At 35.9% G+C, this 17,203-nt stretch carries 11 protein-coding genes and 1 pseudogene; 2 read left to right on the forward strand and 10 right to left on the reverse strand.

Translation table 11 applies throughout. The features are described from left to right. Positions 1 to 78: 78 nt before the first annotated feature. From QQK89_RS00005 to QQK89_RS00020, 4 genes are all read right to left on the reverse strand, one after another. Positions 79 to 921: a tyrosine-type recombinase/integrase gene (locus QQK89_RS00005; RefSeq protein ID WP_284236334.1), complete on the reverse strand. Its 843-nt coding sequence runs from the start codon at positions 919 to 921 to the stop codon at positions 79 to 81. A 379-nt stretch (positions 922 to 1,300) separates the two neighbouring features. Next, complete coding sequence (locus tag QQK89_RS00010) at positions 1,301 to 1,945, reverse strand: hypothetical protein (RefSeq protein ID WP_284236335.1); 645 nt, start codon at positions 1,943 to 1,945, stop codon at positions 1,301 to 1,303. 176 nt (positions 1,946 to 2,121) lie between these two features. Continuing rightward, on the reverse strand, positions 2,122 to 2,526 hold the full coding sequence (locus tag QQK89_RS00015) for a hypothetical protein (RefSeq protein WP_284236336.1): 405 nt from the start codon (positions 2,524 to 2,526) through the stop codon (positions 2,122 to 2,124). Positions 2,527 to 2,700: 174 nt separating this feature from the next. Beyond that, complete coding sequence (locus QQK89_RS00020; RefSeq protein WP_284236337.1) at positions 2,701 to 3,156, reverse strand: NUDIX domain-containing protein; 456 nt, start codon at positions 3,154 to 3,156, stop codon at positions 2,701 to 2,703. A gap of 222 nt (positions 3,157 to 3,378) precedes the next feature. On the opposite strand from QQK89_RS00020, the gene QQK89_RS00025 reads away from it, so the two are divergent. Next, positions 3,379 to 4,644: an IS110 family transposase gene (locus tag QQK89_RS00025; RefSeq protein ID WP_284236338.1), complete on the forward strand. Its 1,266-nt coding sequence runs from the start codon at positions 3,379 to 3,381 to the stop codon at positions 4,642 to 4,644. A 387-nt stretch (positions 4,645 to 5,031) separates the two neighbouring features. Here QQK89_RS00025 and QQK89_RS00030 read toward each other — a convergent pair whose 3' ends face one another. From QQK89_RS00030 to QQK89_RS00045, 4 genes and pseudogenes are all read right to left on the reverse strand, one after another. Further along, complete coding sequence (locus QQK89_RS00030) at positions 5,032 to 5,541, reverse strand: hypothetical protein (protein ID WP_284236339.1); 510 nt, start codon at positions 5,539 to 5,541, stop codon at positions 5,032 to 5,034. A gap of 204 nt (positions 5,542 to 5,745) precedes the next feature. Then, positions 5,746 to 6,204: a hypothetical protein gene (locus QQK89_RS00035; protein WP_015846488.1), complete on the reverse strand. Its 459-nt coding sequence runs from the start codon at positions 6,202 to 6,204 to the stop codon at positions 5,746 to 5,748. A gap of 152 nt (positions 6,205 to 6,356) precedes the next feature. After that, positions 6,357 to 6,749: pseudogene (locus QQK89_RS00040) on the reverse strand (manganese catalase family protein); the annotation flags it as partial. Between the two features lie 157 nt (positions 6,750 to 6,906). Next, positions 6,907 to 7,212: a hypothetical protein gene (locus tag QQK89_RS00045; protein ID WP_284236340.1), complete on the reverse strand. Its 306-nt coding sequence runs from the start codon at positions 7,210 to 7,212 to the stop codon at positions 6,907 to 6,909. Positions 7,213 to 7,588: 376 nt separating this feature from the next. Here QQK89_RS00045 and QQK89_RS00050 point away from each other — a divergent pair, with 376 nt between their 5' ends. Beyond that, entirely contained in the window at positions 7,589 to 8,938 is a 1,350-nt protein-coding gene (locus tag QQK89_RS00050) for a glycosyltransferase family 2 protein (RefSeq protein WP_284236341.1), read from the forward strand. Between the two features lie 416 nt (positions 8,939 to 9,354). Here the strand turns inward: QQK89_RS00050 and QQK89_RS00055 are convergent, their stop codons facing one another. Both QQK89_RS00055 and QQK89_RS00060 read right to left on the reverse strand, forming a co-directional pair. Then, entirely contained in the window at positions 9,355 to 10,356 is a 1,002-nt protein-coding gene (locus QQK89_RS00055; RefSeq protein ID WP_284236342.1) for a WG repeat-containing protein, read from the reverse strand. Between the two features lie 152 nt (positions 10,357 to 10,508). Then, complete coding sequence (locus QQK89_RS00060) at positions 10,509 to 17,195, reverse strand: S8 family serine peptidase (protein ID WP_284236343.1); 6,687 nt, start codon at positions 17,193 to 17,195, stop codon at positions 10,509 to 10,511. Positions 17,196 to 17,203 lie beyond the last annotated feature (8 nt).

Here is a 17,203-nt window from a genome sequence, read left to right on the forward strand (position 1 = left end):
GCTGGTAAAGTTGACAAGCTATTAGCTGGTATAGTTGAATTAGCGGCAGCCTGAACGGGGGACCGCCGCTAATACGCACTAAAAAAATCGCTTATAAAGTTCTCTTCGACGCTCACCGCGGAGCTGTGCGTAGATTTGAGTTGTCGATGCTTTCTCATGACCGAGCATACCTTGGATAAAATCTAGTGGGGCACCGTTATCAAGGAGTTGGCATGCATAAGTATGTCGAAAGCGATGGGGGTATACGTTCGCTTCAATTTCTCCCCGAACAGCAAGCCGTTTTAAAGCCCATCTAATCGTAGGTATGGCCATCCGTTTTGTTGGATGCGTATCGGTAACAAATAAGGCTTTGCAGGAGTCCTCACGGCTGGCTAGGTACTTCTTTAACCATACTTTGCACTCTGTTGTAAAGTAAACTTCTCGCTGCTTCGATCCCTTGCCATTAACGATCGCTGAGCAGTTCTCCCAGTTTAGATCCTCGATGTTGATCTTCTCCACCTCCCCAACTCGGCAGCCGGTACAGTAGAGGAACTCAAGAAGCGCTCTTTCCCGGAGTGATTGGCATGAGATCTTCAAATGTATAACATCTTCCTCAATTAAGAACTTAGGAATACGCTTATCTAATTTTGGTTCTCTTAATTTTAGAGAGGGATTCGAAGTAAGATACGTCTCTTCATAAGCGTAACGGAAAAGAGAACGAACAAACCGAATTCGATGGCCTAGGCTGCTCGGCTTCAGCCGGTCTGCTTGTTTTGCTAAGTATTCCTTCAGCATTGCTAGCGTCACTTCCGTTATTCCTAGATCGCCTAGCTCCAACATCAACATTTTGTGCTGAAGGGCATATGCCTTTAATGTTTTTGGACTGAATCCTTGAATTCGTTTATCAGCTTCATACAACCTCCACAACTCACTTAGTTTCATAACAAAACCTCCCTTTAGAAGCTATTAAATCTAGTTTGCTTCTAAGGAGAGGTTTTAATAATCTGCGTAGCTCGTTGAACTAGCGTTCTCCGATAGCTTAAGATCGTTTATGTTTTATCTCTTATTTCACGAAGAATAGTTTCAATTTTATCCATCTTTCTTATCATAAAATTTTGGTACCCCAAAGTACCGACCAAACCGATTATAACCGCAATAAAAATAAGAATTTCCATTTCTTGTCCGTCCCTCCAAGGTTGTAATTATTCCATATGTTGCCCCAACTCCCTTTAGTTGAGAAAACGGCAGCATATCAAGATAAGCTGCCGTCGTTCTGTCTTGAACTATCGTTTCCCGATAGTTGAATACCACTATTAATTTATCATCTTAAATTCTCGGGCACCCTTTCAGGTGAACCTGACTTAATTATCATAACATCTATTTCTGTTTCAGTAAGTTTGGTTAACTGAAGATTTTTTATCTTAAAACTAGTAAATATGTCCTTCACCCGTACTGAGACATACTGATTCAAGGTATACCCTCGTTCATCAGGGTTATCCATAAAAATATCAGTTCCATCCCAAGCATCATCCTTAAAATAGCTACCCTTAAATCGAGGAAATATCCCTCCTGGATATTCCTTATGTACAATTCCACTGCGGTGGTAATCGAGTGGATTGCATCTACCTAAAATGGAGATGCCAGAATAATTGGGAATGATTTCATCGTTTTTTCCATAGAGGGTTATTCGGAAAGGTTTCCAGCCTGTGATTTGGTTTTGAATGAACGTTTCGATAATCGAATCATGTAGCAATAAAGAAAAACCGGTATGAATAGCAAGTGCCGGTGTGTGAGTTCCTCTCAAATGTCTAACTTCAATTGTTTCAGAAGGCGTAATATCCCCCCTTAACAAGGCACAGGAATAATCAAAATCGGCTTCTATACCTGCTTTAAATGGTCTTGTCGAATCAATATCAGAACATTTGAATAACTTATCGTAATCTGGTTTATAAGGCGACATCTTCATCTTTCACTCCTTGTTTTATTAAAGCAGGCTGATATGAAAATTATTCGTTATCCTAATTAGGTTATCCTGTCCTAAAAAAGAAGCAGTTGCCGCCGGCAAACTGCTTCTGAATGTCCCTGAACTAATGTTCCCCGTTAGTGCAACGTTATTGAACTTGCTCAACCAAATTTATTAAATCAGATTGAGTTAATTTGAATTTGCCTAAGGGCTTCTGATTTGCCGTTAATGTAATAAACAAAACGAGCAATAAATCCGTTTTCACTTTCCCACCATATTGACTGACTATACTCATCTTCCTTGTAATAGGCATGGGTTCCATTTTTAAGGTCTATGGGCTGCATTTTTTCCTTTTCAGAAAATACATAGGGTTCATCATCAATCACTTTGCTCAAAATGTACTTTATTTCTTGTGTAGTTTCCTTATTTAGATAATGATATACAAATTGGTGCAAGCCATCTTTAATCCCAATCTCAGAATGGGCTTCATTAACTTCAAACGGAAACTGTAATGGTTCTGAAAAATCATACTGAATCGGCTTATTTATGATTTCAGATTGGTTATTACTACTGCATCCACTCATAAAACAACATATTAGTATAAAAATAATAATACGAATCTCAATCCCCCCTTACGTGGATTAATCACCCAAATAATAATACCACATATTGGAACTATCCTGCCCTTTCGCTCAACAAAAAAAGCAACCGGACGTAATGCGCCGACTGCTGTCGTGTTGCTTAACTATCGTCTCCCTTTAGTTTAATAACTTGCACCATTTAAGAACTTCTTTATCAACTTCATCAATGTAACCAATGTCTTCGGTTAAATCCCAGAAGATGATTTTATCTGTTTCATCATTTTCTTTAAAAGGGACTATACAATCCAGTTCCGCAAAATAAATCGGATTACACTTTACTAATCCATCTGCCTTCCTAACCTTCAGGAGTCCCATTAGATCCATTTCATGAACAACCTGCCCTGTTTCCTCGAAAAGCTCTCTTTTAGCACATTCCTCAGCCGATTCATTTATTTCTCTTCCTCCGGCAGGGACTTCCCATTGTTTCCTCCACGTATTAAAACAAAGGAGATATTTGCCTTCGAATCTCACCACTGCATAGGAACCTGACAGTGGTTGATTTAATAGTTTAGGTTCTTTTATTGGAATACACTCGATAAATTCGTAGCCATATTTGTTCATAATAACGGTCAATAACAGTCCCTCCCTTAATGCAAATTATATATGAGGCGTATTAAGCAAAACAGCAGCCATTTACGCGCCGGCTGCTGTCGTGTTGGTTTTGAACTAATGTTACCCGTTAGAATTCCTGTAAAACGAATAATTTGGAGTTTGCACAAAAACGAGCGCCTCTGTACGATGGGGTTACGCACGAGGTCAATTGCCTCAAAAAGCCCATCAGGAGGTCGCTCTATCATGAAGTTTAAGGCACAAGATAAGCAAAATCAACTCATTGAAAATATTACCGTTCATCACTTGGTCATTGGCGTAGACATCGCTCAAGAAACTCACGTAGCTCGTGCTGTCAGCTTTCGCGGGATTGCTCTGGGAACTCCACTCGAGTTCGGTAACCATCGCGAAGGGTTCGATCAGTTCAAACGCTGGATTCATGATCTGCTCAAATCCAACAAACTTAGCAGCGTCATCGTTGGCATGGAACCTACCGGCCACTACTGGTTTAGCCTTGCACGTTGTCTCCTAGATCAAGGCATAGAGCCTGTTCTGGTGAATCCTCATCTCGTCAAAAAGAACAAAGAAAACCGAGATAATACACCGTCTAAGAGCGATCATAAGGATGCACTAGTCATTGCAGACATGGTTAAAAACGGGTACTACTCCCCTGTTCGTTTTCATCCTGAAGACTACGAGGAATTGCGTATTCTAATGGCAAATCGAGAGACCATTACCAAACGGCTGAACGCTGCGGTGAATCAGATTCATCGCTGGGTAGATATTGTTTTCCCTGAACTTCGCCAAGTCTTTAAAATCCTTACTTGCACCAGTGCAATCGCAACACTTAGGCTCTTCCCTCTACCGAAAGAAATTAGTCGGCTAGATACGGAACAAGTCCTTGCCGGTTGGAAGCAATATGTTAAGCGTCATGCTGGTGTTAAACGTGCTGAACTACTCATTTCACTTGCAAAAACCAGTGTGGGTACCACTCAAGCACTTCATGCTTACAAGCTCCATCTTGGGCAATTAATCGAAGAATATGACCTGGCTCAGCGCCAGCTTGAACAAATAGAGCGTGAGCTCCGAATCATTCTTGAACGCATTCCCTATGTACAAAAACTCCTTGAAATAAAGGGAATCTATGTAACAAATCTTGCTGGTATTCTTGGCGAGGCTGGTGATCTAAGTGGCTATGCGCATGGAAATGCTCTGCTTCGTCATGCTGGATTAAATCTAGCTGAGGCTAGCTCAGGGAAATGGCGAGGAAAGATGGTACTTAGCAAGCGAGGCCGGCCTCGCTTACGTCATTTTCTTTATCTCATGACGATGAGTATGGTCATGACCAATACGGATATTCGAGCGTCACATCGTTACAATGTAGAAGAAAAGAAAATGAAGAGGATGAAATCCATCATGAAATTAATTGGTAAAGTAGCGCGAATACTAATCGCTTTGGCTAAAAGCAGTACAGCTTACGAACCCAATAAGGTATTCTCGCAAGCAGCATAAATTCGCTTTTTCCTCATCAGCTCATGCATTCGCAGGATAACAAGAAGCACGGAGTATCGGGAGATGTTACGCAAAAGGGCTCGGACCCGTTCCGTTAGAAAGACCGACCTCCACCCCTTAGTTAAGATGTGACGAAGGAATGAAAGGGCTATGACCCGTTGAGACGTGGGAGCGTGAATCGCTAGGGCGAAGTGGAGACGTGCACATTATGGAACAATATGGGTGATTCTCTATTCACCTTTATTTCCGCATGCCCAACTCTATATCTCCCAACCACCGGCTCCCCCATCATCCTCTTCTTTCACTTAACTACAGGGATGAAATCCTGCGAATTCATGAGTCTGAGTGAGGAAATTGAATCATATCGAGGGAGCGTAATGGTCAATGCTAATTCCTAATTGGTTCTCCATACTTAAATTCAATCATTCGTAATTTATATTTATCTAAATCTTCTATTGATGCAAGCCTAGAAATTATTGATTTTCCTGATTTCTCTTCTTTTTGTATAACTGGTATTCCGTAGTCTTCTGAAAGCACATTATCTTCAAGATGGTAATTAATCTCTCTGACCGATAGTATAATTCTTATTGAATCACCATCCTTTAATAAGACAACTTCTTCATTCCCAGACGCTAAGGTTTGCTTCCATTTAATAAATTTTTCAGTACCTTCGCTTAACCCGACTCCATCATATTTAACAATTACAGTATCCTCAATAGTCATTGTCTTACCGTCAACCTGATATTTTGCATAAAAAGGAAATTCTCCATAAGTATATTTAGGCAGAGGAGGATCTTCTTGAAATGAAAGACCCCAATAAACTAATAGCCAAGGACCTGCAATAGCAAAAAACAAAAGAACAACAACTATCGAGATAACAGCTAATAGCGGCTTCATTACATCCCCCTTGTATTAAGGCTATCAGAGCCTCTTTCATACCTTATCTCCATATTTTTTATGGTATTAGTATCCTAATTGAAATACAACGAGTTAATTCCATTATCCTGCCCTTTAGTTGAAAAAACGGCAGCGCATCATTTGATAAGCGCTGCCATCGTGTCGTATTGAACTATCATTTCTCTTCGTGCAATGATATCTGAATTAAGATTTATTTCTTAGCTTGTTGAAGTTACTAATTATTGTTTCTACATCTTGAACTTCATTCAAATCAATAATCCTACGAAGTTTCATACTCCAGCAACTTAAGTTCAAGGAGTTACATAGTTCCCTGCAAATATGTAAAGCTTCAGTTATACTTCCTTCTTCTTTATAATAATTAGTTCTGACAGAAATCATTTCAGCCTGTTCAGATACAGTGCCAGCGTTTAGTTCAATTTCTACTTTGTACTGCTCATCGTTATATAGAAAATAACACGCATCATCGAATGAATTCCAACTTTTCAATGTTGGGTCATTCTTTATTTTATCTATTTTTTTGAGCTCATTTACTGCTTGGACAAAGTTAAAATAATACGGCCCAATAAACTCCATACCTTCTTCCGTAAGCATAGATGAATTTCCTATAGGATACAAAATAAACTGGTAATCACCTAATCCCATCAAAAATCACCTCCGGTAACAAGTAGTTACGCATCTAGTATTTATTAATCATTTATTCAAGATAGTTTCCACGTTATCCTGCCCGTTAGCGTAACAAAAAAGCAGCCGATATCGGCTGCTATCTGACTATTCTTCAATATTAAGTCCTATCCTTAAACTTTAAATACTTTCTTAGTTCCCCAGTCAGACTTGATCATCTCAACCGCTTCCCTAAACCTCAACGAATGTACGATCTCCCGCTCACGAAGGAACTTTAAGCCATCCTGCAAATCCACATCATCTGTCATATCGATCAACCATTGGTACGTCGCACGTGCCTTCTCTTCTGCCGCAATATCCTCGTACAAATCTGCTAGTGGGTCGCCTTTAGTTCCAATGTATGCTGCCGTCCATGGAACACCGGATGCATTCACATACATCATTCCATTATCATGGTTCACAAAATTTTCTCCAAGGCCGGCTTCCATCAGCTGTCTAGGCGTGGCGTCTTTTGTCAATTTATATACCATTGTGGCAATCATTTCCAAGTGCCCAAATTCTTCCGTACACTATAGATGTAGGTGATAAAACCTTGCTTTCTATTACGAAAACTACATATTCAAGGTTGTATATTAAAGATCTAACGTTCTTCTTGATTTTCAATTTTCACCAGAAAGCAGCATTATCCCTCAAGTATTGAAGCAATATATGAGTGTACTTTTTCTAATTAAATAACACAAAAACCCCAACAATTGACAATATCAAAATAATAATACCAATATCGAAAAGCCTATTGTGTATTAAGGCTAGTTGATAATTATCGTAACGATTACGGACCAACGATTCATCTATGTAATCCAAAATACCATCGTCATTGATCAACATATATCCTGATTCTGTTTGTTGTTTAACTTTATATATTTTGTGTGCTGTGAAAACTGAGTTCTTATTATAATAGATATCTTTTACAGGAACTACATACAACCACTTCTGACTCCCCTCAGGTATTTTATTATCAACGTCTAACATCTATTCGTCTTATACGTGGCTAGTGATTGCAATCAAAATTTATTAGAGATTCCATTAACCCTAGCATAAAACACAAACAACCAAATTATCATTTCAAAAAACAGTTTTGTATCTAAACAAAATATCACAGATCGGAAGTTCGAAATTTCAATCAATGTACACAATAATTATGACTGTTTTTCGCGTCTGCTTTCACTATTTTAGCATCGAATTAATATAAAAAAGTGTAGTAATTAAAGGAAAGATAGAGACTCCATATCGTAAGACATGGGGGGATTCAGGCATATTTTATTTATTTTTCTATTAATTACTATCTAACAATAGCTATATTTAATCGTTTCATTTTGTTAAAGTTATCACACTGGATGTGATACTGTTGAAATATCTCCCCAATCATGAAAACCGTACTATAAATAATTCTCGATTTAAATTTTATATTCCGATAAAAATTAAATTCTTAATAGGTCATTTCATCGCAATATTCTGGCTTACTTTTTCAATATTTATTTCTAAAGCTTGGGTTACATCATTAGGCCAAATTATAAGCATGCCGGCAGCTATTGTCATCATTATGGGAATTGCCTATATCCCTGGGTATTTAATCAGTTTTATGGTTGGGAGCCTTCTTCTAGATAAACAACCAAAGTTTGCTGTTGAATTACCTCAGTCACCTGTAACAATACTAATAGCAGCTTGGAATGAAGAAAAGAACATTGGTGCTACGCTTCACCAACTAGCAAAACAAGATTATGATGGTGATATAAAAATAATTCTCATTAATAACAATAGTTCGGATAATACAGTTCAAACCGCTCTTCAAACAGCAGATGAACTGGGACTTTCTATGCAAATTATTGAAGAACAGCGCGCGGGGAAAAACTATGCATTAAATACTGGCCTTACTTTTGTAGACACCGAATTTATGATTACATTAGACGCTGACACTTTGCTCCATCCTTCTGCTATCCGATACATCATTAGCCGTATACTTAGTGCACCGGAGGATGTCTGTGCAGTTGCAGGTGCGATACTTGTCCGTAATAGCCGCCAAAATATTTGGACTAAGATACAAGAGTGGGATTATTTCCTAGCTATAGCCTCCGTGAAACGACTTCAAGGAATGTTTCAGCAAACACTTGTTGCACAAGGAGCTTTCAGCCTTTACAAAACCAAAGTCATTCAAGAAATAGGTGGTTGGGATGATGTAATTGGCGAAGATATAGTATTGACATGGAAATTTATGAAGAAAGGATACCGTGTATTTTTTGAACCTTTATCAGTGGCTTTTACATCGGTACCAACCTCATTTCGAGGTTTTTGCATACAACGTAGTCGATGGGCAAGAGGGATGATTGAAGGACTAAAAACGGTAAAACCATGGCAACAGCCTCGTATTTATGGAAAATATTTAACTGGTGTGAATTTTGTATTACCATATGTAGACGCAATCTATACTTTTTGCTGGCTACCAGGTTTGATTCTTGCTTTATTCGGAGTATATTGGATCGCCGGGCCGATGACTATTCTGGTGCTTCCTGTTACGATATTAAGCTACTTGATCTTGTACCGATATCAAAAATCAATTTTCAGAAAACTAGATTTAAAAGTTCGAAAAAATAATATAGGTTTCATTTTATTTATTCTTATTTATCAAATTATTATGAGTCCAATTTCAATCTTTGGATATACACAGGAATTACTGAAGCTTAAGCGGATTTGGAGATAATACAAATCGTACCTACAAGTAACAATATAGAAAGAAATTTTGGCCTTTATGGAGGATTTGTTTGGCAGATAGTTGTTACTTTAGAAGGATTAATTATGTTCGAGCTCACGCGGTATGTTCTTGGGGATGATTATCTAATTCGTAATCAGTACCAATTCTATTTTCATGCTTGATATTGAGTGGAGTCTTTATAAGCAGCCAGCGATTGAATTCCGCTAATAGTTAACCAATATATAGTGAAGTTCATTAACTGGCTGCTATCTAAGTGATCTTATTTGGTTAAAACACTATGCTCTTTACACCTTGAACACTTTTTTTTGTAGCCCTCATCTTAATATAATAAGATGAGGGCTATTTGACGCTTAAGTCAGTTTAAAGTTTCTTCGTGAGTACCAGATTTTAATTTTACTAAAGAATCACAATTCTATTGCATCTCCAGTATTTCTAGTAATACTGTAACTCTTTCCTGCAATTTGCACTAAAAAGACACTACTATTCATCAGATACGATTGAGTATCAATATAATCATAATGTTTATTAGTAAATATATATTTTCCTTGTTTGTCTATAAGGCCCCAAACACCATTGTTTGATACAAGTGCTCCACCATTAATAAAAGGAAGAGCCTCATCAAAGTAATCACTAAAAGCTAACTCTCCAGAAGTAGTAATATAGCAATATTTATCTTCCTCTAACATCACAAGAGCAAGCCCTTCTGAGAAGAAATCAGGATTTGAAAATTTCTCGTTAATTACAACTTGACCATTTGTATTGATATAACTTGACTTTAAAGTATAAGAATTAAGCAATGAAGCCATGCCTTCTGAGAATGTACCGGGTATATAACCATCTGGAATACTAACTACTTTTTGACCATCAGTATTAATATAATAGTATTTATTATCTTCATCTCTTACCCATGCTAATCCATTTACAAAAGGTCCTGATTCAAGAAAATTACATTCAATTACTACGTCTCCTTTAAGGTTAATATATCCAGTCCTACCATTCTCAACGACTCTAATTCTACTAATTCCATTTCTAATAGGTTCATCTATTTCATACTTTGCTGTAATCCTCTTCTGTACTGCCCCGTTGATATCAATTAACTCATAAGAATTATTACTTGTTGCTACTATTGCTTCATCATCATAAAATGGGCCAGCGAACAAATATTTCGGGGCAATTTTCATATCACCATCAGTCCCGATATAGCCCCATTTTCCTGACACCATTACAGCCGATAAACTATTACTAAAATATTCTACCTCATCAAAAACAGGTTTAATCTTCAAATCACCTTCTGTATCAATAAAGCCCCATCCCCCCCCTTTTTTGAAGGGTATCAAGGTGTATGCATCTCCATAAGGATATATACTGTCTACAATTACTGGTAATTTTTTTCCATCTTGATTCATTCTTTTTAGCATCTCCTTATTACCACAACTAACTGCCAATATAAAATAAATTAGCAATGAAGTTAGGATCAATAATTTACGTATTATCAAAGGATTCTCCCCTTTCCGTTAGAATCACCCTATGAAATTTTTTCATAGGGTGATTGAGGTATTTAACCGAAGATTGCTTTCACGGATCCTGCAATAGCTCCTCCAATCTCAGCTGCTGCAGTAATTGCAGCCACACCTACTGTTGTAACTCCTACTACAACAGCTTGCCCCAGTCCAGCGTTTTTACTTCTTCTTTCATATTCCGAATTTACATAGGTTCTGGCTTGTGCAACAGTTAATGGTGTATATACACCATCATCATACCAATAGAGTTCATATTTCACCTCTCCTGGTGCTACAAAATAAACACCCATGTATAAAATACCGTAAATATGAAAACGCGTTACATCATTCAGTTCATTCCCTCTTGTAAAATCTCCATTTCCTTCTTCTACGTAAGCAGAAAGTTGCTCCTCAGCACTTTGACCCCAAGGTTTTACTTCCCAAATCTGACCAAAGTACGCAATGTCTATTTCTCTTCCACTAGGTAACTTCCACTCCAAAACTGGCATAATATTTCTACCTTTTCCGTAAGCTTTATATACCTGTTTAGCTGCAATTAATTGAGCTATATCATGGAATACGGTATTATTACCTTCCTTTATACCTCCAGCCTTCTCAAGTCCATTTGCAATAAGAACTTTTGGACCAAGATTAGCATCCGCTATATACCCTTTGTTATATTGGTCGGACAATTTTTGAAGGCCGCTGACTTTTAAGTGACCAGTAGGATCAACATATCCTAATGGATTATTCTCTACATATGTGTAGAGATTTAAACTTAAAGAATTACTTAGTGTACCTTCGTATGTGTCTTCTGAAATAAACCGACCTATCCCGGGATCATACCATCTTGCTCCCAGATATTGTAGTGCGATATCTTCATCCCAGTACTCCCCTGAGTACTTAAAAGGATTTGATACTGATTCTTTTATTGTAGTTGGATTGCCCCAAACATCATACTTATATTGATTCTCTATCCCTCCTAAGCTATTTATTATTTCTACTACATCACCATGACCATTCGTCAGATAGTAAAATTTATTATCTTCCTTATCCATCTTACTAATTAGTCCCATACCATAAAGATATCTTCCTTTTAATGACACTGTATTGTCTGATTTGACAGTTCCCTCAGCAATAATATTGCCTAAATAATAATAGTACCTTGTTTTATCATTATTATAATTTCTTTCATATAGAAATCCGTCTGGGTCATATTTCAGTGTAACTTCTTCCCCATTTTCCATTGTAACTTGTACTAATTCATTCCAAATATTATAACGATAAGACGCCGGCGATATGTCAATCACCTTATTGCTTGTTAACTGAATCCTATTTCCATTCGTATCATAAGAATAACTTTCTTCATCTCCATTAACAGTCGATAGTCGATTCACTGGATCATAATTAGCGCTTATAATCTCGGTAGAACTTCCAATCTTAGAGGTAACACTTGTAGTATTAAAATTCTTATCATAGATATAATCATATTGATTAATTATTGTCCCGGAAGAATCTTTATGCTTTATATTTTTAAGTTGGGCTGAATCAGTATCACTATATTGGTAATCAATCTCATAATTATTGGGAAATTTAATTTGATTAATATAGCCACTTGGTGTGTATGAATAATCCGCTTCTTTTGTACCCGTTAATGAGTCTAGTGTTACGTAATCAAGTCTATTTAACTTATCATACGCATAGTATGATATTTTACCAAATGGATCCTTAATCTTACTGTAAGGAACCGATGCAGTAAAATCTTCTGAAGTTTCTACATAATGCCCATCAGGGTATTCCATTTTCCTAAGAGAACCGTTATCATTCCTGTACTCATACGAGAATTCCAAAGAACCTACAGTGGCGCTAATTCTTTGACCTGCAGCATTATACTCAAAACTCTTGGTTTCAGTCGTTGTTCCTGAGTTAGCAATAATTTGTGTTAACCACCCCCGGTTATTATAACCATAATCAAATTTGGTTTTATTACGATCAATATGAATGTCTACTTGTCCATTTTTATCATAAGTGAAAGTATCTTCAAGCTTACTTTGATTCATTTTCTTAATCAATCTTCCAGCATCATCATAATAATTTTCTTTAGTGCTATCATCATTGAATATGGTTTTTGTTAGATTGCCGAAATTATCATATTCATATCTAGTAGTTTCTAATAAAGGATTTGTTACCTTTATCAACCGACTTAGATCATCATAAGAATATGTCGTGACATTCCCCTTTGCGTCCTTTACCGAAATTAAATTACCAGCATAATCATAATTATAAAGAGCTGTATAATTTACTGGTGTTCCTGAATCTAAATTTAATACTTGAGCTATATCACTAACAAAGAATGCTTTCTTTCGTCCTGCTTTATCATTGAACGTATACGTTGACTTGCCAGACTCATCAATTACTTGTACTCGGTTTGTATTATACTCATAAATCCAAGCATCTTGATACTTAACTTGTTTAAAAGTCGAGTCTGGATTTGTTTGTTTAATTATGCGACCTAATACATCGTAAGTATAAAATGTTTGGTTATTTGATATGTTTTTAGTCCAATCTATTAATCCTAATTGATTATAATGATTCTCTTCAGTAGTAATCCAAGAAGAATCTTTGTACATTTGTTTTCGAACAAGTCTACCAAGATTATCATAGATATTTTTATGACTAACCCCTACTTCATCAATGTAAGTAATGATATTATTGGTATCGTCATAAATTATTTCTTTATTAATTGTTAGCTCTTCCGTAGAGCCAGGAAAAGCAATTAAAGTTAATCTACCTAAATTATCATATAGGTATTTATATATGTTTTTTTCACCATCAGTGTATGTCTTTAACTTCCCTGAATTAAAGTAATATTCATAGATATTATCGATTGTTTGATTATTTCCATTTACATCTTTTATCGTCTGAGATTCTTTTGTTAAGTATCCATAATTTAGAAGTGGATCGTAAGTGAATGATACTACCGCACTTGTCCCGTCTTTTTTCTTAATACTCTGGGTTAACATATTACCATAGATATCATAAGTTAAATTGACAACTATACTTTGATCCATCCCATTCTCTACATGAGAAACTATTAGTTTATCAACATTTCCATTATTTTGATTGATCTCATAGCTGGTTTTTTGTTGATTAGTTGAATTCAAATTTCGTATTTCAGAGTTTCTAATATGGAACTTATTATCGTAAGTATAAGTTGATACATTTTGAAACGGGTCCTTGTAGGTTAAAATATCTCCCCAATCATCATAAGTATATTCAATGGTCTTTGAAGCATTTTCAGTTGTTCCGATATTATATTGTGTTGTCGTAATCGTAACTGGCTGTTTGTTTAAATTATAACTGTAGGTAGTTGATTCAATATTTTTTGAACCTGCTTGGATATCCCGCTTCTCAATTAAATGATTACTATTCAATTTAATAGTTGTTGTTTTAGGATCAGTTCCTATTTTATTGTAAACATCAGTAATATTCATTGAATAAGAAAAGCTTGTTGGTAAATTTGATGGGTCAGTATACGTAGGATATCCTGAAAAATTGTTAACGTAATCATAAATTAACTTTGCATTTGACACCCCTTCAGAAAAGTCTTCTCTTGATTTCACACGGAAATACTCATAAGAACCTTGACTACCTAGATTTGCTACAGCCTTTTCGTAGATATAGGTAGTTTTGGCTTTTGTAGGATGTGTAACTGTAGCTAAACAAGCGTATACATTCTCCGTATTCCTATTGGTTTTACTGAAAAAATTAAAATTTGACTTGCAATTTGATGTATCATAATTGAAAACAGTTTCTCTGTTCTTCTGGTCAACTATTTTACTAAGAACAAACTCGTTATTATATCCTTCAATTGGTAATGAAATGTATTTTATCGTGTTGTTGTCAGGCAGAGTAATTGTCAACGTTTTCTGGGTCGATGTTGTAGCATATGTGAAAGTTAGTACTCGACCCAATGAATCCGTTATCTTAGATATAACTGGAACACCATTTATGTACTGGTGCTCAAAAGAGATATTATTGCCATATCTATCTATCATGACTAATAGTTGACCATTTGAGCCAAAGTATTCTCTATATCCACTTTTATTTATTAAAACATAGGAAGATTTTACGTTTTGAGCGTTCGTGTAGGTTCCATTGTCAGGTTCCAACCGGATATCTTTTAATTTGTAGTTTTCAAGATTTGAATCCCCCTCTGCTGATGTAATTTTTATCTTAAAGATGCCCCCACTTGCTAAGTGTAAATATTTATTATCATTTTTATCAATTTCAATTGAAGAAAAACCAAATGTCCAACCTGAACCAATGTTACTTTGAAGTTCAGTATATGTGTCATTGATTTTAGTATTTCCTGTCGAACTGTAACTATCTGTTGGATCATACTGCTCCACTATCACTGAATAGTAATTAATCTTTAAATCTGTCCCGTCCTCCCAGTAATCATTAATTGTGTAATCTTGATCTGCATAGATTGCCGCTACAGTTACTGCGTCTTCTAAAGTTTCATAAACTCCTAGTGTTGATGATGGAATATCACCGGAGGGATATCTGTCAGTACCGATCCAGTTTTCCCAGTAAGCTAGTGCGCCACCTATAACTTTATAATCATAATCAGTGTAACTAGATGACCAATAATCAGCCTCATATATGTTTGATTCTGATGAATTATAACGCACCTGAAGAGTTAGATCTAATCCATTTCTTCCTGACAATTGATAATTGGTTTGATCATATTCTAAAGATCCCGTTCCTGCTTGAACAGTTTCATTCCTATTTTGTGCTAAATTAAAAGGAGCCTGTAGATACTTGTTATAATCTACTACTTCCTCTGGTGTTTCAGTTTGAAGTGTAGATGTTGTTGTAGATGTTTTAGCCGGTTGCTCTTCAGTAATTTTGGTAGTTAATAATTTCACAGTATTCTGAATTTTATTTTCTATATCAGCCCAAGTACTTTTTGAGTTTTCTAATTCTGATTGAATAATTTGTAATTTAGTTGGGTACTGTTTAACTATTCTCTCTACAATACTATATTCGTCTTCAGGTAACTCGAGTTTTATTAATTGTAAGTCAGTTTCTGCTTCGTTATGATTTTTTAAAACTAAGGATGAGATTGGGAGACCTGAAGAAATTCCCATGACGTAAGCAGCATAAACATTATGAAATTGATATCCAGTTAAAAACAATGACTTAATCTCATTGATATACTGAAAATCAACATTATATCTTTGGAGAAATTGATTATAAGATTGAACCTGTACGTCAAGTTCCTTTAGATCTTCATGTTCTAGAATTAATTGTTTTACTTCTTCATAAGGTAACTTATATTCTTCTACTCGAGTTGCAATTTGTATAGACTGAATGAGAGTTACGCCACTCTTCTCCCCCTGAAGTAACAATTCTTTAGAAACTTGAAAAAAGTCACTTATTTCTTCTTGTTCTGACTCAGTAAACTTACTAAACGATTCTTTGCTTTTGATTAGTGAGAATACTCCTTCTGCTGAAATGCTTTCTTTAGGACTAACGATAACGGCTGAAGCATCAACCAAACCATAGCCGAATAAGTCACTTCTCGTACTTGTTAAATGTTTAGCTTGAGTGTCAAGTAAATTACGAAGTTCTTTATTATTCATTTCTGGATATTTGTTCTTTATTAAAGCTAATGAAGCAGCAACATGTGGAACTGCAAATGAAGTGCCACTTTTGTTAATGACAGTTTGCCCATCCTTATCTAATCCTTGAATATTAACACCAGGTGCAACTAATTCTACCTCTGGTCCCGTATTTGAGAAGAAAGCCAAATTATTTTCTGCGTCCACTGCTCCGACAGCAATAACTGTATTGAACTTTGCAGGATAAAGAACATTTTGTGATCCATCATTTCCTGTAGGTGCTACAAGTAAGATATCATTTTCATAGGCTAATTCCATGGCTTCTTCAAGAGCTTTTGAATATTCCTTTCCAACTAAACTCATTGAAATAATATCAACTTTGTTATTAATTGCCCATTCAATACCTTCAATTACTTGGCTATATGTTCCTTTTCCGTTTTCATTTAGGACTTTAACAGCATACAAATCAACATTTGGGGCTATTCCTATTAACCCTTGTGAATTACGGAGTGCAGCAATTATGCTAGATACAAATGTACCATGCCCATTCAAATCATCGTAATTTTGTTCCTCAGGTATAAATGAAACTCCATCAATGATTTTAAGATCCTTTGAATCAGAATCAATTCCTGTATCAAACACCGCAACTTTCACATTCTCACCATAAATACCTAAATCATGTACCTGATGTGTATTGATTTGTTTAATATTGCTAGTATAAGTATCTTCAGCAATTGCTGTTGATGTATTACCTTCATAGTAAATAACATTTGGGTCAGCTTTAATCAGCTCGATTTCCTTATCTGAAACACTATCTATAACTGCAATCGAAAAGTGTTTTAAAACTCTTAATTGAATACCTTTCTTCTTATAATCTTCTTCTGCTCTATCAACATCAATAAATTTCACTAAGACTCCATTTGGATACTCATTCTTCTTTTCTCCAATCACAGAATCCGTTATCGTATCACTGCCAAATGAGTTAACTTCATTAGTTTCATTGAATTGTACTGACTCCGCATAAGCTGAAAACTGATTTAAAGAGAATAATAGTATTGAACAAACAAGAACAACTACAAGATATTTACGTATTTTTATAGGATTTGTCGTTTTCAAATGTAATT

The organism is Paenibacillus glycanilyticus, assembly GCF_030161375.1.
GTDB lineage: Bacteria > Bacillota > Bacilli > Paenibacillales > Paenibacillaceae > Pristimantibacillus > Pristimantibacillus glycanilyticus_B.